Source organism: Salinisphaera shabanensis E1L3A (assembly GCF_000215955.2).
Lineage (GTDB): Bacteria > Pseudomonadota > Gammaproteobacteria > Nevskiales > Salinisphaeraceae > Salinisphaera > Salinisphaera shabanensis.
In genome coordinates, this window is sequence record NZ_AFNV02000010.1 from 14,763 (window position 1) to 37,999 (window position 23,237).

The following is a 23,237-nucleotide window of genomic DNA, read 5'->3' on the forward strand; positions in this document are numbered from 1 at the left end:
CGCGGCAGGTCAGACTAAATCCATCGCTTTATGTACGACCGTCATTGTGCTGAATGTCAAATTTAGTCATAGACAAACAGCCCACTCCAGAGATAAACCTGATCAATAACGACTAACAACAAAGCGATAATAAGCACTGCTATCAAGGTAAATCTTAGGCTTAGTATATTACTTATCTTTTCTTCCTTAATGAATTTTCGCAATTTCTGCTTAGACCACAGACCAGACATAACGTACGGGATTACGCCTTCCGTTTTTTTTAAAATACTCCAATTAGTGTGCTTCAAAACCAAAAACGTATATACGCAAGAAAGCAGAAACAAAAACAAGAACTGGAAAATTATCGCGGCAACCAAAATATCCAGAATAGACATCATGGCTTCCTTACCAAACCTACCGGCGGATTATCGTACGAATAACTTTTTTGATAAGAGGTAACATTTAAATCGACTCCTACCGCAAGATTATACCCGGCAGCCACTCCAGTAGTTCCAGTAAGTGCTTTAGCTCCTATCGCTGTCGACACGCCCGCTGTGGGACCAGTGCCCATTACGCCTGTCAAGTTATATGACACGCCAGCTCCTTCTAACGCAGATGAAGAGGCAATTCTAGCTACACCAATACTTTGCTGCGCGCTGGCTCCGCCACCTAGTCCGCCGCCAACGCTGATGTATGAGTATTGCAGAATCTGATCAGGAGCAAAAACATAAATATCACCAAACCCGTACGAAGCGAGCCCTATGTCAATTGATACGGCATCCACACGTATTGGATAGTAGCCAGCGTCTAATTTGGGCGGCGCCGCGCCATCGCTACCTAAACCAAGATGGGCGTCGCCTTTCGGACAAGTCGGATGTCCACAAGCGTTGAACCCTATGGCAAATGCCGCGGTAACCGCCCCATTCGCAAATTTACCACCGGACAGCTCAGATGCCGTGCCTCCGATGACCGCACCCGCGATAACATTGGCAGCGACACCCTCGACGTTTATGGCGCCAACACCAGCTTCGGCAACTGCCGCCCCGACAAAACCATCGGTAAAACTCCCACCCTGAAGATCGCTGGCAGCGCCACCGACCAGACCGTGCACGACACCCTTCGCGATGAGGCGGTCAACCCCATCCTTCCCGACAGCATCGAAACCAAGCCCACCCTCTTCAAACGATCCACCGACAGCACTGAAGGTCGCTGCCGTCGCCGCGCTATAAAGGCCAGCCTTCAGGTTCCCTCCACTGGCAGTAAAGCCCGAGCCGAAACCAATCGCCGCCGCGCCGAACGGATTACCCCCGAGACCGGCGCGAGCACCGCAAACCCCACTTGCGTCAATAGCGGCTCATCAAACGCTTCCCCGGCGGCAATGAGGGCGGCTGATACCGCAATCTGCGTCGAGTTCGCTGCAATGAAGCTCCCGATCGCAGCCGCGGAAACCCCAATAAAATGCCCGCTGGGATCGGTATACGACAACGGGTTGTTATTGACGTAGGTATACCGGTTGAACCCCTGCGTGGTCTCCGGGAACTGGACATACGTATCCGGCGACGTGAACCGTCCCAAAATCGGGTCGTACACCCGCCCGTTCATATGGATCAGCCCAACATTGTCCAGATGCGCGTGGCCGGTGAAGCCTCTTCTGGGCTCGATCGCCAGATCATAGAGCAACGAGTCGCTGGGGTTGGCAAACCAGTCGTCGAAGCGGCGTTTGCCAAACGCGTCGTAGGAGAAGTGGTTCTGCACCTCGCCCGAGCTGTCGGTCATGGCCGTGATCGAGCCGAGATGATCCCGGTGCAGGTATTCCGTGTCATTATCGTTGTTGTCGCGCTCGATCCGGATCGCAATGGTCTGCCCACCGGCTTGGACCCGCCCCCGCATCAACCCCTTGTGACGACTCGATCGGCTGATCCGGCCCGTCCGGATTCGCCCAAACCATCGGCGCCCCCAACACGATCAGAAAGCTCGCCAACCCCGATACGGCAATACGCCGCATCCTGTTCAATAACAACATTAAATCCCGCTGATTCTTACAGACCTTATCAAGATCGATTCGCACGCCCCATACCGCTCGCTCACGCTAATTGAGCATCCCCGTACAAGCGCACGCCGGTACTAGCGTATACCGCTGACAAACTAGCAAAACCACAGGGTAATATGTGTACCCACAAAAAAGCCCGGCCGCGAAGCCGGGCTTTTTCATAACGGGCGTGTGGCGGGTATCAGCCGTTGGCCCGCTTGGCCTTGAGCTCGCGACGGCGCGCGTGCAGGACCGGTTCGGTGTAGCCGGAGGGCTGTTCCAGACCCTTGAAGATCAGGTCGGAGGCCGCCTGGAAGGCTACGGAATCGTCGAAGTTCGGCGCCATGTTGTGGTAGTTGGCGTCGCCTTCGTTCTGGCGATCCACCACCGCGGCCATACGCTCGAGGGTTTCGCGGACCTGCTGTTCGTTGGTCACCCCGTGGTGCAGCCAGTTGGCCACATGCTGCGAGGAGATACGGCAGGTCGCGCGGTCTTCCATGAGCTGGGTGTCGGTGATGTCCGGCACCTTGGAGCAGCCCACGCCCTGATCGACCCAGCGCACGACATAACCCAGGATGCCCTGGCAGTTGTTGTCGAGTTCTTTCTGGATCTCGTCGTCCGACAGCTCACGGTCGAGCAACGGAATCGTGAGCAGGTCGTCGAGATAATCCTCGTTGCGCGATTCCAACTCGGCCTGGCGTTCCAGCACGTCACAGCGATGATAGTGGATCGCGTGCAGCGTGGCGGCGGTCGGCGACGGTACCCAGGCACAGTTGGCGCCGGCCTTGGGATGGCCAATCTTGGCTTCCATCATGTCGGCCATGTTGTCTGGCGCGGGCCACATGCCCTTGCCGATCTGCGCCTTGCCGCGCAGGCCAACGCTCAGGCCAGTATCAACGTTGTTGTCTTCATACGCCTTGAGCCAGGGCTGCGATTTCATCTCGCCCTTCGGCAGCATCGGACCAGCTTCCATCGAGGTATGCATCTCGTCGCCGGTGCGATCGAGGAAGCCGGTGTTGATGAAGATGGTGCGCTCGCGGGCTTGCTTGATGCAGGCCTTGAGGTTGACCGTGGTGCGGCGCTCTTCGTCCATGATACCCACTTTGAGCGTGTTCGGCGCCATGCCGATGGCCTTCTCGATGGCTTCGAAGAGCTCGACCGTGAAGTTGACCTCGGCCGGGCCGTGCATCTTGGGCTTGACGATATACACGCTGCCGGCACGGCTATTGGTATGCGGACCGTTGCGCTTGAGATCGTGGATAGCGATCGTACCGGTGCACAGCGCATCCAGAATGCCTTCCGGAATTTCGTTGCCTTCGCTGTCGAGCACCGCCGGCGTGGTCATCAGATGGCCGACGTTGCGCACCAGCATCAGGCTGCGGCCGGGCAGCGTAAGCGTGGAGCCGTCAGGCGCGGTGTATTCGCGATCGTCGTTGAGCTTGCGGGTGATGGTCTTGCCGCCCTTCTCAAGCGATTCCTGCAGGTCGCCCTTCATCAGGCCGAGCCAGTTGCCGTACACCAGCGCCTTGTCTTCGGCATCGACCGCGGCGACCGAGTCTTCGCAGTCCTGGATGGCGGTGACGGCGGCTTCCATGAGCACGTCTTTCACGCCGGCTGCATGATCCTTGCCGACCGGATCGTTCGAGTCGATCTGGATTTCGGAATGCAGACCGTTGTTGGTCAACAGTACGGCTTTCGGCGACGCGGCGTCGCCCTGATAACCGGCAAACTGCTTGCTGTCCTTGAGCGTGGTGTGGCTATCGCCGACATCCACGGCCAGCGTGTCGTTGTCGATGCGATACGCGGTGGCGTCGGCATGCGAACCGTCAGCCAGCGGGAAGGTGTCGTCAAGGAACTTGGCCGCCCATTCGACCACTTTGGCGCCGCGTTTCGGGTTGTAGCTCGTGCCCTTCTCGGCGCCGTTGTCTTCGGGAATGATGTCGGCGCCGTAGAGCGCGTCGTACAGGCTGCCCCAGCGCGCGTTCGCCGCGTTGAGCGAAAAACGTGCGTTGGTGATCGGCACGACCAGCTGCGGACCCGGCACGGTGGCAATCTCGGGGTCGACGTTATCGGTCGACACCTGGAAGTCGCCCACATCGCCGACGATATATTCCAGCTCTTCGAGCAGCTTGCGGTATTCGCCCTTGTCGAAGGCGTCGCCGCGATGCTCGCGGTGCCACTTGTCCAGGGTTTCCTGGATGTCTTCGCGATGACGGAGCAGCTGCGCGTTGCGATCGCCAAACTCGGCAACCAGCGAAGCCAGCGTCTGCCAGAACGTGTCGGAATCGACACCGGTGCCCGGCAGGGCTTTTTCGATCAGATCATGCAAGGGCTTGCCAATCTGCAGGCCCGCTTTTTCGATACGGTCGGTCATAAAACGCCTTTTCTTTTGCCTATCGCGACCGTCCTGGCGAGGGGTCACGAAAATTTGTCAGGCCGGCATCATAACAAAGCACCGCCGACCTTGGTTTTTGCGGCTACCCGGCTCGCCGGCGCACACGCGCGCGTGTGCGCTGCTGCAGCCGATGCAGAAACTCGCCCATGATGCGGTCATAAAGGACATCGCCCAGCACGGCGTCTTCGATGCCCGCGTCCAGGCTCGGGTTGTCGTTGACTTCAATCACGCGGATGCCGGCGGCGGTCTGTTTGAGATCGACACCGTACAAGCCGTCGCCAATCAGATTGGCCGCGCGTACCGCAGTTTCCACCACCTCGGGCGGCGCCTCTTCGACCGCCAGGGTGGCCGAATCGCCTTCGCTGTAATCGCCGCTGTCTTCGTGCTTGACGATCTGCCAGTGCCCGCCGGCCATGGCGTATTGGCAGACATACAACGGCTTGCCGGCAAGCACGCCCACCCGCCAGTCGAACTCGGTGGGCATGAACTCCTGGGCAAGCGCGAGTTCGGAGTCGTCGAGCAGGCGTGCGGCGATGGCATCGAGTTCTTCGCGATCGTTGGCCTTGAATACGCCTTTCGAGAACGCGCCTTCCGGGGCCTTGAGCACCATCGGAAAACCCAGCAACTCCGGCAGGCGTTTCACTTCGCGTTCGCCAAAGATACAAGCCTTGGGGGCGGCCACTTTGTAGCGCGTCAATAGCTCGGCGAGATAGACCTTGTTCGTGCAACGCAGAATCGACGTCGGATCGTCGATCACCACCAAACCTTCGCGCTCGGCGCGCCGAGAAAAAGCATAAGTGTGATGCGCCAGGCGCGTGGTTTCGCGAATGAACAGGGCATCGAACTCGGCGAGCCGGCCGAAATCGCGCCGGCCGATGATCTCGACCTCCAGACCCAGGCGCTTGCCGGCCGCCACGAACTTGTCGAGCGCTTCCACGTTCGACGGCGGCTGCGGATCATCCGCGTCAACGAGCATGGCTACATCGAAACGAGCCGCACGGCGTTTGCGCGCGCCGCGCCAGCCCTTGGCCACATGTGCCTGCAGCGCCTGATCGAGAAAGACGGCCTGCTCGGCGTCAAGGGAACGAATCGAAAGCGTACGCAGGCCATCGACGCAGACCTTGTTCTCGCGTCGGCGCAGTTCCACATGCAGCAGTGGCACCGCAAACTGTTCGAACAAGCGGCGCGCCAATGGCCCAAGCAACCGGTTTTCGCACTGGCCCAAATAGACGTTGAACGCCGCAGGCAGGCTCGCGCGTTCGTCATCGCTCAAGCGGTCGAGATACTGTGCCAATGCGGGGATTTCACTGCCGTAGATGATCTTGCGAGACAGATCCTGCAGCGTGGCTACCGAGGCCAGTACGCGATGGCCCCGCGCCTCAGCCAGCAGCGAGCAGTAATAGCCCAAACTCTGATATCGCGTGCTGCGACACAGATTGATGACGTGTAGCTCGGATTCGGCAAATGCCGGGTCGGCCAGATAATCGTCGGCGAGCACCAGGCGCACCGACGGCGCGGGCGCTTTCCAGTCCCGCAGAGATTCCACCACCACGATCGGCTCGGCCATAAAGGCGTTCTACTCGCTAGTTGTTGAGATACTTTTCCAGTCGAACACCGTCTTCATGCCCGCCGTCGGTGCCCGGATAATAATCGACAAGCCGTGCGACTTCGCGATAACCGGCATCGGCAAACAGGCGGCGCGATGCATCGTTCGAAAGCCGCGCCTCGGCCCGCATGAGCCGACACCCCTGTGCGACAGCGTGAACGTGCGCCTGTTCCAGCAGACGCCGTGCCATACCCTGTCCGCGTGCCGCCTGTCCCACCGCGATCGAATACAGCCGGGCCACGCGCGTACCGCGGCGATAGAGCACGATCACGTCGCCCACGATCGCCCCATCGGCGACCGCCACCAGGAAATCACCGTGGGCGTGGGCGATGAGATGGCGCAGGCTGCGCCGGCTTTGCCCGTCGAGGACGAAACACGCCTGTTCGAGCGCATGGACGCCGGTCAGGTCGTCGAGACCGGCCGAGCGAATCGTGGGCGAAGAAGTCACCGGCATCGGCCGAGTATACGCGTGGCGCTATGGCTATTTCGGCTGCAATTGCGCAATGAGAATACGGGCGGTGGCCGCGGACGACGCCGGGTTCTGGCCAGTCACCAGATTACCAGCCAGAACGACATGTGAAGCCCAGTCCTTGCCGCTGGAAAACTGCGCGCCGTTTGCGGTGAGCATGTCTTCAACGCGAAATGGCACCACGTCGGCCAGGCCCACCGCCTGTTCTTCGCTATTGGTGAAGCCGGTGACTTTCAGCCCATGCACGAGTGGCCCGCCGCTTGCGTTCTTCGCATGCCGAAGCGCGCCCGGGGCATGGCAGACCAGCCCGAGCGGCGTACCGGCCGCATACTGGCGTTCGAGCAATGCAATCGAGTCACGATCCTCGGCCAGATCCCAGAGCGGGCCGTGTCCGCCGGGATAGAAGATCGCATCGAAGCCATCGGTGGCCACGTCCGAGAGCTTGCGCGTGGCGGCCAGTGCGCTCTGCGCATCGGCGTCGTTCTTGAATCGCTCGGTCGCGGCGGTCTGTGCATCCGCACTGTCGCTGGCCGGATCCAGCGGCGGCGCACCGCCCGCGGGCGAAGCCAACACGATCTCGGCCCCGGCATCGAGGAATACGTAATAAGGCGCTGCAAATTCCTCCAGCCAAAAACCGGTCGGTTTACCGGTATCGCCGAGGCGGTCGTGCGAGGTCAGTACCATCAAGACCTTCATCCAACATCCATTGTCGTGACGTCAATCAGACAAGAATGCGGCCAGCCAATGCCGCATTCAATTGCCCGACAGCATCAACCGTGCGACGTGTGGTTCGAATGCATCTTTGCCTTGTGCCGGGTACGTCTGATCAGGTCGACCAGCATGCGTGTGAGGATGTCCTGGACCGGCGTATAGATGACCAGAGGCACCGCGACGAGCGCGGTGACCACGCCGCCGATGATCGCGTCGCTGAACCAGTGCGCGCCACTGACCAGCCGCGGCAATACGAAAAGCGTGGCAAATATGGCCGAGATGAGCCCGTAGCGCCGTCCCGCAAAGAACCAGAGCAGGAAGGTGAACGTTGCCACCACAGTGGCGTGATCGCCGGGGAAACTCTGGGTCGAATGGTCTTTGGCATCGAACGGGGCGTGCTCGGAGAGCATCGTGAATGGTTCCAGCACGAGCGACGGGCTGTCCCGTGCGACGTCCTTGAACAAGAACTCACGGGTGATCGCGACCAGCAGAATCAACAGCACGCCCACGACGATGGAGCGGGCGATGCGCACCTCGCGCGGTGCGTTGTCGCCGCGCAGGACATACGTGATCAATACACCCAGGAGAATGACCGCAGCGATGTAATCGAACACTCGCAGGTTCGCGAACGCCCAGAACAACTGCTCCGGATAGCTTGTCTGCACCAAAGAGTTCAGGCCGAACGCAATATGACGGTCGAGACCGTCCCAAAGCATACGCGTGGGCGCCCACAGATAAGACAACACCAGAAGCGCGGCAATGCCATAACTGACGACCAGTCCGCGCAGGTTCCAATAAGGCTCATTCATGGCAGTCACGGCGGCGTACCTCGCTGTCGCGCAACATCACACAAACGGCGTCTTAACTTTTTATTGATATGGTGTATATAACATCTATAGCGCGACTGTCCGCGGTAATCGAATAACGACGGCCAACCCGCCCTGTGGGCGATTGGACAGCGTGATTTCACCGCCGTGGCCTTGCACGACCGAGCGTGCGATCGACAGCCCCAGGCCGGTACCACCAGTATCCCGACTGCGCGAGGTTTCCAGCCGCACGAACGGGTCGAACACGCGCCCCATCTCGTCTTCGGCAATGCCCGGACCCTCGTCCATTACCTGAATCGTGACCGCCTGGTCGTCGTCAAACAACGCGAGTTGTGCGGTCTCGCCGTACGTCAACGCGTTGTCGATGACATTGCGCAGCGCGCGCCTGATCGCCGCCGGGCGGCACACCAGCGCAAGGCGTGCACCCGGTTCGAACACCACCGCCGCACCCGACGCGCGATAGTCCTCGCACAATGCATCCACCAATGCCGACAGATCGACGTTACGCGTGGCCTCGGTTGCGGCTTCTTCACGCATGAAGGTCAGCGAGGCCTCGCTCATGCGGGCCATATCTTCCAGCGTCGCGGCCATCGACCGCGTGTTGTCGTCGTCGGGTAAAAACTCCAGCCGTAGCCGCAATGCCGTGATCGGCGTCCGCAGATCGTGGGCGATGGCAGCCACCATGCGCGTGCGATCGGCAACGAAACGCGCCAGCCGTTCGCGCATGCGATTGAACGCGGCCACCGACCGCCGGATATCCTCGGCACCATATTCCGGCAACGGCTCCACGTCTTCGCCGCGGCCAAAGCGTTCGGCCGCGCGCGCCAGATCGCGCAAGGGCGCGGTGATACGGCGGCTGGTCAGCACCACGATGACGACCATTAACAGTGCGCTCACCACTAACGTCATCAAGGAAGAACGCGCCCAGTGCCGGGTTGGGTCGAACACCATCTGGCGCGCGCGCAACCAGACGCCATCATCGATCTGCACAGCCATACGCAGGGCATCGCCCGCGCGCCGGTTCGGCCCGCGTGCCAGGCCAGGGCCGATCGCCACCCGAACGCGCGTTGTCTCGATGCCCATATTGCCGGCCATGTCGTGCGCAAACGTATTCGCTGCGTCACTCCGGCCTGCGAACGCGCGCCCTGGCGCGGCGGCCAGGCGATAACGCAGATCGCGGGTCGATAGCGCGGCCACTGCTTCGGCACGGTCGCCCTCGGGCACGAATTCGAGCGTACGCATGGCGGCGGCGACGTTGTCGGCCATATTGCCGAGGATCACGCGTTCGAGAAAACGATCGCGCTCGTGCATGAACAAAAAGAAACTCACCAGTTGCGAAATCACCAGCGCCAGCAGCGTGAGCGCCACGATCCGTCCGGACAGACTGCGCGGCCACATCCGCATCAGGTGCCCTCGCAGGCGGCGGCGAAACGATAACCACCGCCCCATACGGTCAATATCAGGCGCGGGTTGGCCGGGTCGATTTCGATCTTGCGGCGCAGCCGACTCACCTGATTGTCGATACTGCGATCAAAGACCTGGGCTTCCTTACCCTGAGTCAGATCGAGCAGCTGATCGCGCGAGAGCACGTGGTTGGGATGACGCACGAACGCCAACAGCAGTCGATATTCGCCAGTCGACAAGGCAACCGCCACGCCGTCGTCGTCGACCAACTCCTGCTGCGCGGCATGAAAGGTCCAGCGATCAAATCGCACCGCACTGCTGTCGGGCTGGTTGCGCTGCGCCGGCAACGCGGTCGCACGACGCAGCACCGCACGGATACGCGCGAGCAGTTCGCGCGGCGAAAACGGTTTGGTGACATAGTCGTCCGCGCCCATTTCCAGCCCGATAATGCGATCCGTCTCGTCGGCTACTGCCGTGAGTAGTACGATCGGAATTTCATGGGTCTCGCCCAGCCACCGGCACAAACTCAAGCCGTCTTCGCCGGGCATCATGATATCCAGCACCACCAGATCGAACGCCGATTCGCGCCCCAGCCGGCGTGCGGCCGACGCGTCGGCCGCCGCCGAGGTCCGGAAACCGTGATCGCGCAGATAGCGCGTGAGCGAATCACGAATATCGCGATGATCGTCGACAACGAGAATATGCGGCTGCGGCTCGGCCATGACGGCTCGTGAACGAATGGCCGCGCCAATATAACGCGCTCGGCGGGCCCGCTAGCGGCCGCCTTGTATCGAATCTCCCCCATACCGGGGCAGCGACACACTTTGCGACAAATTCGGGGCGCGCCGACAGATTTGCACGACATTTCTGCGCGTTAATAGCTCTCGAGACAGGGCTACACCGGCCCGAATCCATGTCCATCGGAGAAATATATGAAACACCGCATTCTCATGACCGCACTGGCCGCCGGCCTGGTCGGCATCGGCAGCGCGCACGCCAAACCCATGCACGATGCCGACAAGCTGTTCGACGCGCTCGATGCCGATGGCAACGGCAGCCTGAGCCAGTCGGAACTTTCGAACATGCGCCAGGCGATGGCCAAACTTCGCTTCGACTCGGCCGATACCAACGGCGATGGCCAGATCGACAAGGACGAATTCATGGCAAAGTCCAAGGAACGTGCCGAGCGCATGTTCGAACACATGGATGCCAACGATGACGGCCATCTGGACGCTAAGGAAGCACGGCCACCGCACCACGGCAACCGTGATGGCGACCACACCAAGCGCATCAAGGACGACACCAAGCACGATAGCGACGCTGACGGCACGAAGCATCACGCCAAGCGCGGCGACCTGTTCAAGAAAATGGACAGTGACGGCGATGGCAACGTGTCGCGTGAAGAATTCGATCAGGCCATGCAGAAGCATCACGATCGCATGAAGCCGGACCACGACGAGCAGCCCCAGTAATTCGATTCCCGCTCGCGCTTCACAAGGGCGGGCCTGGCTCAGGGCCACCCACACCGCCGGCGTTCGCGCCGGCGTTTTTTTTCACAGCCGTTAAAATGAGTACCCATCACCCGTGATGCTTTCTTCGCCCATGCGTTTCGCCGCTCTTGCCTGCCTGTGTCTGGCGTTCGCCGGCTGTGCGACAACGCCGCTCGAAGAACTGGCGCAGCCGGCATTCGAAATGCCGGCACGCTTTGGTGCCAGCGGTGAATCGGCCGTGGACACGCGCTGGTGGACCGCCTTCGACGACCCCGGACTCAACGCGCTTGTCGAGCGCGCGCTCGGCAACAATTTCACCCTGGCCTCGGCCTATGCCCGTATCGAACAGGCCCGTGCCACACTCGCCAGCGCCAACGCCGACCTGTTTCCGACCGTCGATGCCAGCTTTGAACAAAGCGGCACCCGGCGTTCGAATAGTGGCTCCGGCATCAGCGGCAGCACCGCCGGCAGTAACGGCATCGTGGTCGACCAGAACAGTTCGAACTGGAGCGAGACTCGAACGCTGCAGTTCTCGGCCGCCTACGAGCTCGACGTATGGGGCCGGTTGCGCAATGCGCGCAGTGCCGCGGTGTTCGATGCGCGTGCAACGGCCGCCGATTACCAGGCAGCCGCGATCACACTCACCGGCGATCTGGCCAGCAATTGGTATCAGCTACAGGAACTGCGCGCGCGCGCGTCGCGCTGCTCGAAAGTCAGATTCAGACCAATCGCGATGTGCTCGATCTGACCACTTATTCGTTCAAGTACGGTCAGGCCCAGGCCGCCGATGTACTGCGCCAACGCCAGGCGGTCGAATCCGTGCGCGGTCAGTTGGAGCAAGCCCGGGCCAGCGAAACCGTGCTCGAACACGCATTGGCCACTCTGGTGGGCGTTGCGCCCGACCATCTGGACATCCCCGAAGGCGATCTGATCACGTTGCCCGCGCTGCCGGACACCGGCGTGCCGGCGACCGCACTCATGCGTCGCCCCGATGTACGTCAGCAATTCTATTCGCTTGCCGCAGCCGATCGTCGTGTGGCGGTCGCCGTGGCCGATCGTTACCCACAGTTGTCGCTGTCGGCGAGCTTGTCGGCCAGCAACGATTCGGGCGACCTGCTTTCCAACTGGATCACCCAACTGGCCGCCAATCTCACCCAGCCGATATTCGACGCCGGATCGCGCGCTGCCGAAGTCGATCGTAGCGAGGCAGTGGTTGCCGAAGAAATCGCCGACTACCAGCAAAGCATGCTCGAAGCGCTCCAGGAAACGGAAGACGCGCTGACCAACGAATACCGCCAGCAGCGCTATCTGCAACGCCTGGATGAACAACTGCGCCTGTCGCGCGAAAGCGTTGCCAACCTGCGGCTGCGTTATCTGCGCGGCGCGACGGACTATCTCGACGTGCTCGACGCCCTGCTCACCCGTCAGAACCTGCAGGTGGATTATCTCGCCGCCCGTCGTCAGCTGCTCGACTACCGCATCAATCTCTACCGCGCGCTTGCCGGCGATATCGATAGCCTGCCCGACGCCGGTATCGATAACCCGCCCGTTCCCATGCGCGCCGCACCAACCGAAGATCGCCCATGAACACTGAGTCGCCGCGCCGTACGATGCCTCGACTGGTCTGGATCGCCTTGCCTGCACTCGTGCTGTGCGTGGGCGTGGTCATCGCCTTTCTGATCCTGAAAAGCACCCCGACCGCGCCCAAGGCCACACCGCGCGAACGCCAGGCACGGCTGGTGACGGTAACGGCCGCCGAAGCCGCGCCCACCACGCTCGACTTTTCAGCCAACGGCACCGTACAGGCCGCGGATTCGACCACGCTGCGCCCGCGCGTGTCCGGCCAGATCGTCACGCTCACCGATAAACTCGCCCCCGGCACACGTTTTGAAAAGTCCGACGTGCTGGCGCGTATCGACGACGCCGACTATCAGCTCGCGCTCAACAGCGCGCGTACCGACCTGGCCAACGCACGCGCGTCATTGCGCGTCGAAAAAGGCCAGCAGGCCGTCGCCCAGCGTGAGCTGGCTCTGGTGGGCGCCGATGTGAGTGCCGACGAACGCGATCTGGCCTTGCGCGGTCCGCAACTCGAACAGGCCCAGGCCGATGTCGAAGCCGCCCGTACGGCGGTCGCACAGGCACAGCTCGACCTGGAACGCACGAAGGTACGTGCGCCGTTTGCCGGTATCGTTACCGAACGCAGTGCCTCGATCGGCGATGTCGTGAGCACCAGCGACACGATTGCAACGCTGGCCGCGACCGACACCTACTGGGTCGACGTGGCCGTGCCGGTCGATCAGCTGCGCTTCATTCATGCGGCCGACGGCCAGCGCGCCGGCACATCGGCACAGATCTATTACCCCGACGGCTGGGGCGCCGATGCGTTCCTGCCCGCCGAGGTCCTGCGTATCCAGCCGGCGCTCGAAACCTCTGGGCGCATGGCGCGAGTGTTGCTGCAAGTGCCTGATCCGCTTGGTGACAACACCCCGGCAGACACGCGGCTTCTCATTGGTGCCTATGTGCGGGCCGCGCTCGAAGCGCGCCTGCCCGGCAACAGCGTGCTCATCGATTCGGCGTTCGTGCACGAAAACAACAACGTCTGGGTGATGACCGACGACAACCGGCTGGATATCCGCAGTGTCGATATCCTCTATCGCGATGCCACGCAGACCGTAATTTCAGCCGGCCTCGAACCCGGCGATGCCGTCATCACCAGCGAGCTGACCGCGCCGATTCAGGGCATGCCCATACGGGTCGATTCGAGCACCGCCGAACCCGCGACAGGCGATAGCCCAGCGAGCGATAACCCAGCCGACGCCGAGCAACCGGAACCTGCAGCATTGGTACGCGACAGCGGCAAACTCGGCCTGCGCCTGAGCGGCCCACCGGATAGTCTCGCCGCCGGTTCGACTACTACGGTATCGGCGCAACCCGCCCTGGCCACGGCGAAAAGGGAGCCGAATTCGTGAGCGAAACACCCCGCCGCGGCCCGATGGACTGGATGGTCGCCAACCGGGTCACGCCGAATCTGTTGATGCTGGTGCTACTGGCCGGCGGCCTGTTAATGACCACGCTCATCAAGCAGGAAGTCTTTCCCGAGTTCAGCCTCGACATGGTGACGGTATCGGTCTCCTACCCGGGCGCCACCCCAGAGCAGGTCGAACAGAACATCGTGCTCGCCATCGAAGAGAAGGTGCGCGACGTATCGGGCATCGATGAGATGACCGCGAGTGCGGCCGAAGGCGGCGCTACTGTCACGCTGGAGCTGTCCGAATCGGCCGATGGCCAGGCCGTTTTCCAGGATGTGCAACAGGCCGTGAGTCAGATCACGACCTTTCCGGACGATGCCGAAAAACCGGTGATCTCGCTTTCGGATCATCAGCGCGATGTACTCGATATCCAGCTCTATGGCGACGTCAGCGAGAACGCACTGCGTTCCTATGCCGAGGAAGTCCGTGATCGCTTACTCCAGTCGGCGGACATTACCCAGGTCGAGCTCGAAGGCGCCCGCGACTACGTCATTCGTATCGCCATTTCGCAGGAACGCCTGCGCAGCTTCGGGCTCACCCTCAACGATGTTGCGGACACCGTAGCCGCCTCGGCCGTGGACGTGGCCGGCGGCAGCGCGGATACCGCCGCCGGCGAAGTGCTGTTGCGACTCAAGGGCCGGCGTGATGCCGCGAGCGAATTCGAGCGCATACCGCTGCTGACCACGCCTGAAGGCGCCGTCGTGCGGCTGGGCGATGTAACCACTGTCGAGAACGGCTTCGAGGACAGCAAGACCGAAGCCACCTACGACGGCGCGCGCTCGATCGGCATCGGCATCTATCGCGTCGGCAAGCAGACGCCCATTTCGGTGTCCCAGGCCACGCGCAAGGTCATGGCCGAACTCGAAAACGACCTGCCGCCCTCGTTGCACTATGCGATCAACGGCGACAGCTCGGAAATCTACCAGCAGCGCCTCGAACTACTCCTCAAGAACGCCTTCATGGGGCTCGTGCTGGTGCTGGCCGTGCTCAGCCTGTTCCTGGAAATCCGACTCGCGTTCTGGGTGACGATGGGCATTCCCACCGCGTTTCTCGGCGCGTTCCTGTTTCTGCCGCTGATGGGCGTGACCATCAACATGATCTCCATGTTCGCCTTCATCATTGCCCTGGGCATTGTGGTCGACGATGCGATCGTCGCCGGCGAAAACATCTACGAGCACCGCGAACGCGGTGCCAGCGTCATGCAGGCCGCGATCGCCGGCGCGCGCGATGTGGCCATGCCGATCTCGTTTTCTATTCTCACCAACGTCGTGGCGTTTTTGCCGCTACTGCTGGTGCCAGGTTTTCTCGGCAAGCTCTTCGGTGTGATTCCTCTAGTGGTGATCACTGTATTCCTGGTGTCCTGGGTCGAGGCCTTGTTCATCATGCCGGCCCATTTGGCCCACGAACGCAAACACAAGCGCAACCGACTGTCGGCTGCGATCCACGCGCGGCAGCAGGGCTTCTCGCGCGCCTTTTCGCGTTTCGTGAGCAATTACTATGCGCCGTTTGCCTCCCGGCTGGTGGTACACCGCTATCTGACCTCGGCGCTCGGCGTGACGGTGTTGCTCATCGTACTGGCCTGGGCGTTTTCCGGGCGCATGGGCTTCGCGCTCATGCCCAAGGTGGAGTCCGACCGGGCACAGGCCACGCTGACCCTCCCCTATGGCAGTCCGATGGATCGCGTACAGGCCACGCGTAACCGGCTTGAAACCGCCGCCGAGAAGGTTATTGCCGAAAATGGTGGTGACGATCTGGCGACCGGCGTATTCGCCACTATCGAAGAAAACGTGGTCGAGATGCGAGTCTATCTGCAACCGTCGGACGTGCGCCCGATCAGCACCTCGGCCTTCATTACCGCTTGGCGTAAACAGCTCGGCGATGTAGCCGGCCTTCAGTCGGCCCAGTTTCAGTCCGATGCAGGCGGGCCCGGCGCCGGCAAGGCGATTACCGTGGAGCTATCGCATCGCGATACCGACACGCTCGATCGCGCCGCCGAGGCACTCGCCGCACAGCTGGGCGAATTCGCGGGTACCAACGATATCGATAGCGGCGTAGCCGAAGGCAAGAATCAGATCAGTTTCACGCTCAACGATGCAGGTCGCTCGCTCGGGCTAAGCAACGCCAACGTCGGCGCCCAGGTTCGTGCCTCGTTCTACGGCGCTGAGGCACTGCGCCAGCTACAGGGGCGCAATGAAGTCAAGATCATGGTGACCTTGCCCGAGTCCGAGCGCGATAGTGCCGCGTCGATCCGCAATCTGCTCATTCGGACGCCGGATAACACCTATGTGCCGCTGTCCCAGATCGCGGATATCGATTACACCCGAGCTTACACTCAGATCACCCGGCGCGACGGCCGGCGCAGTATCGAAGTCACGGCCAACGTCACGCCGTTCGATGCCACCAGTCGCATAACGCAGACCCTCAACGCCGAGACGTTACCCCAGCTCGCCGCCGATTACCCCGGCCTGACCTACGGCTACTCGGGCCGTCAGGAAGATACTGCCGACTCGCTACACGCATTGTTCGTCGGCTTCGTGTTCTCGATGGCCGGCATCTACATGCTGCTGGCGATTCCGTTCGCAAGCTATCTGCAGCCGATCATCGTGATGATCGCGATCCCATTCGCCGTGGTCGGCGCCATTCTCGGCCACGAGATCATGGGCTACTCGCTATCGGTGATCAGCCTCATGGGCGTACTCGCGCTTGCCGGCGTGGTGGTCAACGATTCGCTGGTGCTGATTCACTACGCGAACACGCTGCGTAACGAAGGCGAAAGTCCGGCGAACGCCGTTCGCCTAGCGGCCGTACGCCGTTTTCGCCCGATCCTGCTGACGACGCTCACCACCTTCGGCGGCCTGGCGCCGATGATCTTTGAGACATCGCTACAGGCGCGTTTCATGATACCAATGGCGATCTCGCTGGGATTCGGCATCCTGTTCGCCACGGCGATCACGTTGGTGCTCGTGCCGTGTTTTTATGTGATCGTCGAGGACATTCGCTACGCGCTGGGGCGTCGAAGCTCGAGCTGACGCGTATTTCGTTCATCGTTTTCGCGCTGATCACATTCCTGCTTGATCTGGCGGATGGTCGGCATGATATCCATAAACAGCTCAACCAAGCGGGGCTCGAAATGGCTGCCCGATTCGGCGACTATCGTGCGCACCGCGTCATCGATCGACCAGGCAGGCTTGTAAGGCCGGGTCATGGTCAGTGCGTCGAAAACATCGGCCACCGCGGTCAAGCGCGCACTCTCGGGAATATCGGTGCCGGACAAGTACGCTTGCAACCGTCGTGCGATAAAGCAATTCCACGAACGTTGCCACGCGCCCGGAGTGAGCGATTCGACCCACCTGGGGGTTAATGACCGGCTTGCTACCGACGATGTGGATTACGCCGCCTCTGTAACGCCTTAACGACTTCGCCCATCGACGAGCAGCGGGTATCCTGTAGTCCCATGTCCGTGCAGAAACCGATGACGCTACGCAAGATTCCGTCGATCGCCCTGGCGATTACGCTCTACGGCATGCTCAGCGCTTGTGCCGGGGCGCCATTACCGCCGGCTGACAACGGCGCCTCGCGAGCGGTCGCGGTTCCGGCTGGCGACGGGCTGCTTCTCGAACGCCTTCGTGCCAGTCTGCGCGCGCGCGGTTGGGCGCTGATGTCGTACGACGCGAACGCACTTGAGCAAAACCGGGCTTATAATGGTTTGGCCCGGCAGGCCAAATATCGACTTACGCTTTCGGAAGACCGGATCGGCAACTGCCAGGATGGCATGCCCAGCTTTCTGTATAACGCGGCCGTGATTGAGAATCTGAACGGCCATGTCGTGTTCGCACTCACGGGCGCAAACTGTCTGGATACGACCATCTCGCGCTTTGAGGCCGGTCTGGACCGCAACGACCTGCAGGTGCCACGGATCGGCGCAGGCGGCTAGTCTGGCTCGGCCTTGAGACTCGCTGCCAGGCCGTCGTGAAAATCTGCGAACGCGAGTTCATAACCCATATCGTCGCGCAGGCGCTGGTTGCTCAAGCGACGGGACTCTCGCAAAAACGACAGCCGCATCGCGGAAAATCGTTGCTCAGCCTCGGCCCAGGAGATGCGCGGCGGCGGCGAGACACCGAGCATATCGGCGAGCATATCGTAATACACACCCAGCCCCGTCGGGTGGCCGTCGCTGGCGTTATAGATGTTATGCGTTAACGCCTGGGTACCCGCCAGCCAGGCGATCGTGGCCAGGTCGTCGATATGAATACGGTTGCTCCAACCGCCGTCTGTATCGTTCAGAATCGGCGTGCCTTCCTGCACCCGCTCTACGGGCAACCGGTTCGGACCGTATATACCGGGCGCACGCAACACCCTCGCCTGCGGGGAAAATTCGAGCATCTGGCGTTCGGCATCGACGCGACGCTTCGCGCGTTCGCTCTCGGCGTTCACCGGTCGTGTTTCGTCGACCCAGGCATCGCCACAATCGCCATAAACGCCGCTGGTACTGATATAGACCGTATAGGTCGGCACGCTATCGATCGCGTGTAGTACGCGCGCCATGCGCGTATCGGTATCGCCTTCGCGCTGCGGCGGCGCAAAGTAGAACAACCGGTCGCAGGCGGGCAGATCCAACACGTCGGCATCGAGATCGACTCTCAACGCATGTGCGCCCACGGCGCGCACCTTGGCCGCGCTGGGCTCGCTGCGCACGACACCGGTAACCGTATCGCCGGCTGCCACCGCGCGCGCGGCAACGCGCACGCCGGTGTCGCCGCAGCCAATGATCAGGCTATGCACGGCAACCTAGCGATCGGCGTCGCGTAGCTCAAGCCCGCGACGATAGGCGGACCGCGCTTCTTCTTTTTCGTTGATTTCTTCGAACAGACGGCCGAGTTCGAGCAACGCGTCAGGCCGCGACTGGTTCTTCTGGCTCGCCTCGAAATAGCTGCGTGCCCGCCCCCATAGACGGTTGCGCAGGCACAGACGGCCGGCGACCAACAGCAGCTCGGGCTCTTCGCCATATTGCTTGAGCCAGTTCTCGACCGTGGCCAGTTGAGCGGTGCGATCGGCGCATTCAAGATCGCCAAACAGCAACACCAGCGATGCACTCCATTCGTGTTTGAGCGTTTCGCGCACGACGTCTGCTGCCTGTTCGTCTGCCCCCGCCTGCCTGAGCAGTTTGGCGTAGCGCTCGACCATGCCGGGCTTGGAGCGAAGGCGCTTGGGCACTCGCTTCCATGCGGTGGTCAACGCAATCGCGTCTTTCTGCTGATTGTGGGCCAGATCGTCGTTCCAGGCATCCACGGCCAGCCGATCGATATTCTCGGTCGGCATTTCACCGTATTTGTATAGCGCCGGCACCAGTGCCCGCAGCTGTTTGTAATCCCCCACGCTCGCGGATTGCGCTGCATAAAGCTGGAGCACCTGCGGGTGCGTCGGCTCCATCTGATAGAGCCGTGCAAGGCTGGCCATGGCTTCGGCACTCTGACCCTGCTGAATCTGCAGTTGTGCCTGAGTCAGCAAAACGGCCAGCTCGCTGGCCCCCTTCTTGGACGAGGCCAGTTGCAGGAAGCGATCTCGATCCGACACATGCCCCTGAAACTGCGCGGCACGCGCGGCCAACAGATAATTCAGACCGGGCGCTTCGTGCCGATCGGCCAAACGGCTGAGTTCGGTCTGCGCACGCGACCAGCGGCCTTCGAGCAACAGCTGCAACCCGTCATAAAGCGAATGCCGGGCTTTACGCTCGCGGCGCTTGGCCAGACGATTGCGCACCGAACGCGGCAGCAAGACACCCGCGACAATGAGCCTCCAAAGCCCGATCCCGATCGCCAGGACGACGATCAATGCGGCAACCGCAAACAGTAGCGAGGTTTCGACCTCCCAGCCGCCAAACGAGAGCAGCAGATAGCCCTGCTGATCGCGAAAAACCAGCGCGACGACGATGCCGAGAATGACGAATAGGCAGAAAGCCAGCAACAGACGGCGCATCACGCACCTTCCTGGCCGGACTGCTCACCGGCACCTGCGTTATCGCTCTCGCCAGTCGACGCATTGGAACCACCGCCATTACCCGCCGACTGGCCGCCGCCACGTTGCGACTTGAGTTCCTCGAGCATAACCAGGCTGCGCGAGATATCCGGTGTATCCCAGTCGAGCTTGACGTTGCTCATCTGATCCAGGCGCTCACGCATGTTGGTGACGGCGGCCGCATCGGTGTCGTAGTAATCTTCGAGCCACTGACGTGCGGTGGCCAGACTGTCGCGATAGTTCTGGGTATCGCGTTCGAGCAACGCAAGCCGCGCGCTGCGCAGTTCCAGCTGCAGATTCTGGTTGAGGAAGAACGCCTGGTCCGGCGGCAACAGCGCACGCTGCGTGCCGTCCGAACGCCGGATAGTCATCATGCCGGAGAGCGCATCGCCCACCGAGTTCTTGAAATGGTCCCAGCCCTGGCTGAACTGCGACTGGAACTCGTCGAAGCTCATGCCTGAATCCTCGTCCGAGCCTTGCGACGACTCTTCCTGTTCGGCCTGATTGTCGTACTCGCTGGGCACACTGGAATCCAGCGGCAACTCGGGCACTTGTTCGATCAAGGCCGCCAGTTGCAGGGAAAGCCCTTCGATATCCGGCGAAGGCAGCGCCTGGAGCGCGGCCACTTCGTTGGCGATCTCGCCGCGAATATCGAAAAGACGCGGATCGTTCTTGCGCGCAATCGCGTCGCTGGCCATCTCGAGCGCACGTGTGGCGCTCTGCGGGTCGTCGTAGAGCTGCAGGCGCTGGTTGGCCGCGCGCAGTAGCGACTCGATCTGATCGAGCTGTAGTCGGTTGGCGCCGTCGTTGCGCGCATCCGAGAGTTCGGCGAGCTGTGTCTGGGTCGATTCCAGCGATTGCTGCAGTTGCGACACCGTTTGCCCACGGCTGTCGACGCGCGTGCTCAGATCACCGATATCCGAGTCGAGCGACTGTAGCCGCGAATCGAAACGCGACAGGCGCGGCATGACAATGTCCTGCACGCTCGATTGCACGCTCTTTTCGACCGTATCCAGCCGCGAATCGGCCGAGGCCAGCCGTTGTTCACCGCGATAGAGCAGCCACCCGGAAATCGCCAACGCAATGACGGCAATCACGACCGCCACGATGGCGATAATCGGCGGATTGCTGCCACCACTGCTTCGATGGGCCGTAGCGCCCGGCCGATTCGGTGTACCTGTACCACCTGCCGCCGAAGCGCCGCTGGCACGATTCGACGTACCGCTGGTCGCAGCCGAAGACGAACCGCTCGTCGGCTTCGGCTTGGCCGTGTTCGACGCGGCGCTCGAGGCAGAGCCCGACTTCGCCGCGCTCGATTTGTCCGCGCCGGCCGCTTTTGCACCCGCTGTGGCGCTCTTCGTGCCGGCTTGGGCTGCGGTCGACTTGTCGGCCTGTTTGTTACCGGACGATTTCGGCGCGCCCTTCGTGGCACTGGCCGATTTCGAGGCGCTGGCCGCGCTCTTGTCCTGGTCAGTGCCCTTGTTCGAAGGGGCGTCGTTACGCTTTTCTTCACTCATGTGGTGGCGGATTCCCCCGGTAGCCGATAGCCCGTAGCGATGGTTGCTATTGTCGGTCGCCCGTCGACAGCCGCGCAAGCGCGGCCACGATGGCCTCGCCGTTGATGCGTTCCACGATCAGCGGCGCGTGTTGCCAGTTCAGGCGTTGATCGACCTGTTTTACCACACGCGTGCTTGGCGCCACCAACCGACAGCGTTCGAGACAGCTGCGCAGAGCTGAATTTTCCGGGCCGCTGACGAGGTCTGCCAGGTGCGCCAGCGCCTCGCCGCTGGTCACGATCGCCGTATCTGCCCGCGTAAAGATATCGTGCAGCCGAGCCGGGGACGGTGTCAGCCAGCGACGTCGATAAAGCGCGATCTTCTCCACCCGTGCGCCGCGCGCGGTGAGTGTTTCCACCAGCACGTTGCGCCCGCCCTCGCCGGACAGGATCGAAATATCCAGCCCGTCGACGTGCATGAGCGAATCCATGCTCAACAATGCTTCGCTCGTGAACGCGCCCTCGGGGCGTTCGACCGCGCGCCCTGCCGCTGTCTCGAGTGCCTGTGCGCTTGCGCTGCCCACACCATAGAGGCGCCCGGTCGGCGCGAAATCCGGCCTCAACCGCCAGGCGGCATCGATGGCATTGGTACTCGTGGCGATCACACAATCGGCGCTGACGGCGCGTGCCAGCGCCTGATGCGCGGCGGCGCGGTCAGGCGTGGGCTCGATCGCCATCAGCGGCTCGACGATAACCGTCGCCCCCGCCTGGGTAAGAAGCTCGGCCCACGCTGCGCTTTGATGCGCAGCGCGCATGAGCCATACGGTCTGGCCGGCCAGCGGCAGTTTCATCAGCCCAGATCGGCCAGAATTTTGTCGGCCCCGGCTGCCAGCAAACGATCAGCCAGCCGATGTCCAAGCTCGGCGGCCTCGCCGGTCGGCCCGCTGATTTCGTCGCGCACCATCACGCTGCCGTCGGGCTTGCCGACGCAGGCGCGCAAGCGCAGCGTCTGGCCGTCGTGTACGGCGTGTGCCGCGATCGGCAGATGACAGCTGCCTTCCAGACGCGCATTGACCGCGCGTTCGGCATCGATACGGATGTGGGTGTATTCGTCGTCGAGGGCTGCGATGTGGGCCGCCGTTTCGTCGTCATCGGCACGGATTTCGATACCCAGCACGCCTTGTCCGATTGCGGGCAGGCTTTGCTCGATCGTGAGTTCGCTGGCGATACGCGAGGCCAGCTCCAGCCTTTCGAGCCCCGCGCAGGCCAGCACGATGGCATCGAAATCACCGCGATCGAGCTTGGCCAACCGTGTTTGCACGTTGCCGCGCAGGCTGAGAATCTCCAGATCCGGACGCAGATGCTTGATCATCGCCGCACGGCGCAGGCTCGAGGTACCCACGCGTGCGCCGTCGGGCAACGATTCCAGCGTGTCGTAGTGGTTGGATACGAACGCATCCAGCGGGCTGCCGGGGGCGAGCACGGTGGGCAGCGCAAAGCCGGGCGGCAGTTCCGCCGGAACATCCTTCATTGAATGCACGGCCATGTCGGCTTCGCCAGCCGCGATGGCGGCTTCAAGCTCTTTGAGAAAAAGCCCCTTGCCGCCGATTTCGGCCAGTGGACGATCGAGCACGCGATCGCCTTCGGTGCGAATAGGTAACAGCACCACATCGATTTCGGGCAACGCCGTCTGCAGGCGCACCTGTACGTGCTCGGCCTGCCACATTGCGAGCTGGGACTGGCGAGTGGCGATACGCAGGGTCTTGGACATGAACGAAAGCCTTGTTG

22 protein-coding genes are annotated in these 23,237 nt (G+C 61.8%); 7 read left to right on the forward strand and 15 right to left on the reverse strand.

Features of this window, described 5'->3' with window-relative positions; all coding sequences use genetic code 11:
- Window positions 1-373: 373 nt before the first annotated feature.
- From SSPSH_RS18700 to SSPSH_RS07755, 9 genes are all read right to left on the reverse strand, one after another.
- Complete coding sequence (locus tag SSPSH_RS18700; protein ID WP_021031572.1) at window positions 374-1,090, reverse strand: hypothetical protein; 717 nt, start codon at window positions 1,088-1,090, stop codon at window positions 374-376.
- Between the two features lie 128 nt (window positions 1,091-1,218).
- Window positions 1,219-1,869: an RHS repeat domain-containing protein gene (locus SSPSH_RS07720; protein ID WP_006912188.1), complete on the reverse strand. Its 651-nt coding sequence runs from the start codon at window positions 1,867-1,869 to the stop codon at window positions 1,219-1,221.
- A 341-nt stretch (window positions 1,870-2,210) separates the two neighbouring features.
- Complete coding sequence (locus tag SSPSH_RS07725; RefSeq protein ID WP_006912189.1) at window positions 2,211-4,382, reverse strand: malate synthase G; 2,172 nt, start codon at window positions 4,380-4,382, stop codon at window positions 2,211-2,213.
- A 103-nt stretch (window positions 4,383-4,485) separates the two neighbouring features.
- The gene (locus SSPSH_RS07730) at window positions 4,486-5,970 is read right to left on the reverse strand and encodes a RimK family protein (protein ID WP_006912190.1); all 1,485 of its coding nucleotides are present in this window, start codon (window positions 5,968-5,970) and stop codon (window positions 4,486-4,488) included.
- A 16-nt stretch (window positions 5,971-5,986) separates the two neighbouring features.
- Window positions 5,987-6,463 (reverse strand): GNAT family N-acetyltransferase, encoded by a 477-nt coding sequence (locus tag SSPSH_RS07735; protein ID WP_006912191.1) that lies wholly within the window; start codon window positions 6,461-6,463, stop codon window positions 5,987-5,989.
- A 27-nt stretch (window positions 6,464-6,490) separates the two neighbouring features.
- Window positions 6,491-7,174, reverse strand: a complete 684-nt coding sequence (locus SSPSH_RS07740) for a type 1 glutamine amidotransferase domain-containing protein (protein ID WP_006912192.1) — start codon at window positions 7,172-7,174, stop codon at window positions 6,491-6,493.
- A 74-nt stretch (window positions 7,175-7,248) separates the two neighbouring features.
- Window positions 7,249-7,998: a phosphatase PAP2 family protein gene (locus SSPSH_RS07745; protein WP_006912193.1), complete on the reverse strand. Its 750-nt coding sequence runs from the start codon at window positions 7,996-7,998 to the stop codon at window positions 7,249-7,251.
- An 84-nt stretch (window positions 7,999-8,082) separates the two neighbouring features.
- Complete coding sequence (locus tag SSPSH_RS07750; RefSeq protein ID WP_021031574.1) at window positions 8,083-9,420, reverse strand: ATP-binding protein; 1,338 nt, start codon at window positions 9,418-9,420, stop codon at window positions 8,083-8,085.
- Window positions 9,420-10,142 carry a response regulator gene (locus SSPSH_RS07755; protein WP_006913942.1) on the reverse strand — a complete coding sequence of 241 codons (723 nt, stop codon included), beginning with the start codon at window positions 10,140-10,142 and terminating at the stop codon, window positions 9,420-9,422. Before SSPSH_RS07755 ends, SSPSH_RS07750 begins: the two co-directional genes overlap by 1 nt.
- Window positions 10,143-10,352: 210 nt before the next feature.
- On the opposite strand from SSPSH_RS07755, the gene SSPSH_RS07760 reads away from it, so the two are divergent.
- The 5 genes from SSPSH_RS07760 (at window position 10,353) to SSPSH_RS07780 (ending at window position 16,968) form a co-directional block, all read left to right on the forward strand.
- Window positions 10,353-10,892, forward strand: coding sequence for an EF-hand domain-containing protein (locus SSPSH_RS07760; protein ID WP_006912196.1), 540 nt, complete (start codon window positions 10,353-10,355; stop codon window positions 10,890-10,892).
- A gap of 115 nt (window positions 10,893-11,007) precedes the next feature.
- Window positions 11,008-11,658 (forward strand): TolC family protein, encoded by a 651-nt coding sequence (locus tag SSPSH_RS07765; protein ID WP_040607764.1) that lies wholly within the window; start codon window positions 11,008-11,010, stop codon window positions 11,656-11,658.
- Window positions 11,646-12,497 carry a TolC family protein gene (locus tag SSPSH_RS07770; RefSeq protein WP_021031576.1) on the forward strand — a complete coding sequence of 284 codons (852 nt, stop codon included), beginning with the start codon at window positions 11,646-11,648 and terminating at the stop codon, window positions 12,495-12,497. The genes SSPSH_RS07765 and SSPSH_RS07770 overlap by 13 nt, the downstream gene beginning before the upstream one ends.
- A complete protein-coding gene (locus SSPSH_RS07775; protein ID WP_006912197.1) occupies window positions 12,494-13,879 on the forward strand; it encodes an efflux RND transporter periplasmic adaptor subunit in 1,386 nt (461 codons plus the stop codon). The genes SSPSH_RS07770 and SSPSH_RS07775 overlap by 4 nt, the downstream gene beginning before the upstream one ends.
- Complete coding sequence (locus tag SSPSH_RS07780) at window positions 13,876-16,968, forward strand: efflux RND transporter permease subunit (protein ID WP_021031577.1); 3,093 nt, start codon at window positions 13,876-13,878, stop codon at window positions 16,966-16,968. The genes SSPSH_RS07775 and SSPSH_RS07780 overlap by 4 nt, the downstream gene beginning before the upstream one ends.
- Here SSPSH_RS07780 and SSPSH_RS07785 read toward each other — a convergent pair.
- Window positions 16,938-17,213: an HD-GYP domain-containing protein gene (locus SSPSH_RS07785; RefSeq protein WP_006912199.1), complete on the reverse strand. Its 276-nt coding sequence runs from the start codon at window positions 17,211-17,213 to the stop codon at window positions 16,938-16,940. The genes SSPSH_RS07780 and SSPSH_RS07785 overlap by 31 nt on opposite strands.
- Before the next feature lie 180 nt (window positions 17,214-17,393).
- Here SSPSH_RS07785 and SSPSH_RS07790 point away from each other — a divergent pair, with 180 nt between their 5' ends.
- Window positions 17,394-17,873, forward strand: coding sequence for a hypothetical protein (locus SSPSH_RS07790; RefSeq protein ID WP_006912200.1), 480 nt, complete (start codon window positions 17,394-17,396; stop codon window positions 17,871-17,873).
- Here the strand turns inward: SSPSH_RS07790 and SSPSH_RS07795 are convergent.
- Genes SSPSH_RS07795 through SSPSH_RS07805 form a run of 3 tightly spaced genes read right to left on the reverse strand, consistent with a single transcriptional unit; the run spans window position 17,870 to window position 21,051 of the window.
- Window positions 17,870-18,721 (reverse strand): SDR family oxidoreductase, encoded by an 852-nt coding sequence (locus SSPSH_RS07795; RefSeq protein WP_006913943.1) that lies wholly within the window; start codon window positions 18,719-18,721, stop codon window positions 17,870-17,872. The genes SSPSH_RS07790 and SSPSH_RS07795 overlap by 4 nt on opposite strands.
- A 6-nt stretch (window positions 18,722-18,727) precedes the next feature.
- Window positions 18,728-19,915, reverse strand: a complete 1,188-nt coding sequence (locus SSPSH_RS07800) for a heme biosynthesis protein HemY (RefSeq protein WP_006913944.1) — start codon at window positions 19,913-19,915, stop codon at window positions 18,728-18,730.
- On the reverse strand, window positions 19,915-21,051 hold the full coding sequence (locus SSPSH_RS07805) for a uroporphyrinogen-III C-methyltransferase (RefSeq protein WP_161627822.1): 1,137 nt from the start codon (window positions 21,049-21,051) through the stop codon (window positions 19,915-19,917). Before SSPSH_RS07805 ends, SSPSH_RS07800 begins: the two co-directional genes overlap by 1 nt.
- Window positions 21,052-21,061: 10 nt before the next feature.
- On the opposite strand from SSPSH_RS07805, the gene SSPSH_RS18980 reads away from it, so the two are divergent.
- Window positions 21,062-21,508: a hypothetical protein gene (locus SSPSH_RS18980; protein WP_006913946.1), complete on the forward strand. Its 447-nt coding sequence runs from the start codon at window positions 21,062-21,064 to the stop codon at window positions 21,506-21,508.
- Window positions 21,509-21,517: 9 nt separating this feature from the next.
- On the opposite strand, the gene SSPSH_RS17880 is transcribed toward SSPSH_RS18980, so the two are convergent.
- Window positions 21,518-22,300, reverse strand: a complete 783-nt coding sequence (locus tag SSPSH_RS17880; protein ID WP_006913947.1) for a uroporphyrinogen-III synthase — start codon at window positions 22,298-22,300, stop codon at window positions 21,518-21,520.
- Complete coding sequence (gene hemC, locus SSPSH_RS07820) at window positions 22,300-23,220, reverse strand: hydroxymethylbilane synthase (protein WP_006913948.1); 921 nt, start codon at window positions 23,218-23,220, stop codon at window positions 22,300-22,302. Before hemC ends, SSPSH_RS17880 begins: the two co-directional genes overlap by 1 nt.
- Window positions 23,221-23,237: the final 17 nt, after the last annotated feature.

Excerpts from the sequence above, each read along its gene's own strand:
- SSPSH_RS07720 (WP_006912188.1), bottom strand. The coding sequence starts at position 1,869 with ATGCGGGGGCGGGTCCAAGCCGGTGGGCAGACCATTGCGATCCGGATC.
- SSPSH_RS17880 (WP_006913947.1), bottom strand. The coding sequence starts at position 22,300 with ATGAAACTGCCGCTGGCCGGCCAGACCGTATGGCTCATGCGCGCTGCG.
- SSPSH_RS07740 (WP_006912192.1), bottom strand. The coding sequence starts at position 7,174 with ATGAAGGTCTTGATGGTACTGACCTCGCACGACCGCCTCGGCGATACC.
- SSPSH_RS07760 (WP_006912196.1), top strand. The coding sequence starts at position 10,353 with ATGAAACACCGCATTCTCATGACCGCACTGGCCGCCGGCCTGGTCGGC.
- SSPSH_RS07745 (WP_006912193.1), bottom strand. The coding sequence starts at position 7,998 with ATGAATGAGCCTTATTGGAACCTGCGCGGACTGGTCGTCAGTTATGGC.
- SSPSH_RS07730 (WP_006912190.1), bottom strand. The coding sequence starts at position 5,970 with ATGGCCGAGCCGATCGTGGTGGTGGAATCTCTGCGGGACTGGAAAGCG.
- SSPSH_RS07725 (WP_006912189.1), bottom strand. The coding sequence starts at position 4,382 with ATGACCGACCGTATCGAAAAAGCGGGCCTGCAGATTGGCAAGCCCTTG.
- SSPSH_RS07735 (WP_006912191.1), bottom strand. The coding sequence starts at position 6,463 with ATGCCGGTGACTTCTTCGCCCACGATTCGCTCGGCCGGTCTCGACGAC.
- SSPSH_RS07790 (WP_006912200.1), top strand. The coding sequence starts at position 17,394 with ATGTCCGTGCAGAAACCGATGACGCTACGCAAGATTCCGTCGATCGCC.
- SSPSH_RS07800 (WP_006913944.1), bottom strand. The coding sequence starts at position 19,915 with ATGCGCCGTCTGTTGCTGGCTTTCTGCCTATTCGTCATTCTCGGCATC.
- SSPSH_RS07775 (WP_006912197.1), top strand. The coding sequence starts at position 12,494 with ATGAACACTGAGTCGCCGCGCCGTACGATGCCTCGACTGGTCTGGATC.
- hemC (WP_006913948.1), bottom strand. The coding sequence starts at position 23,220 with ATGTCCAAGACCCTGCGTATCGCCACTCGCCAGTCCCAGCTCGCAATG.
- SSPSH_RS07765 (WP_040607764.1), top strand. The coding sequence starts at position 11,008 with ATGCTTTCTTCGCCCATGCGTTTCGCCGCTCTTGCCTGCCTGTGTCTG.
- SSPSH_RS07755 (WP_006913942.1), bottom strand. The coding sequence starts at position 10,142 with ATGGCCGAGCCGCAGCCGCATATTCTCGTTGTCGACGATCATCGCGAT.
- SSPSH_RS18980 (WP_006913946.1), top strand. The coding sequence starts at position 21,062 with ATGGCGATAATCGGCGGATTGCTGCCACCACTGCTTCGATGGGCCGTA.
- SSPSH_RS07750 (WP_021031574.1), bottom strand. The coding sequence starts at position 9,420 with ATGCGGATGTGGCCGCGCAGTCTGTCCGGACGGATCGTGGCGCTCACG.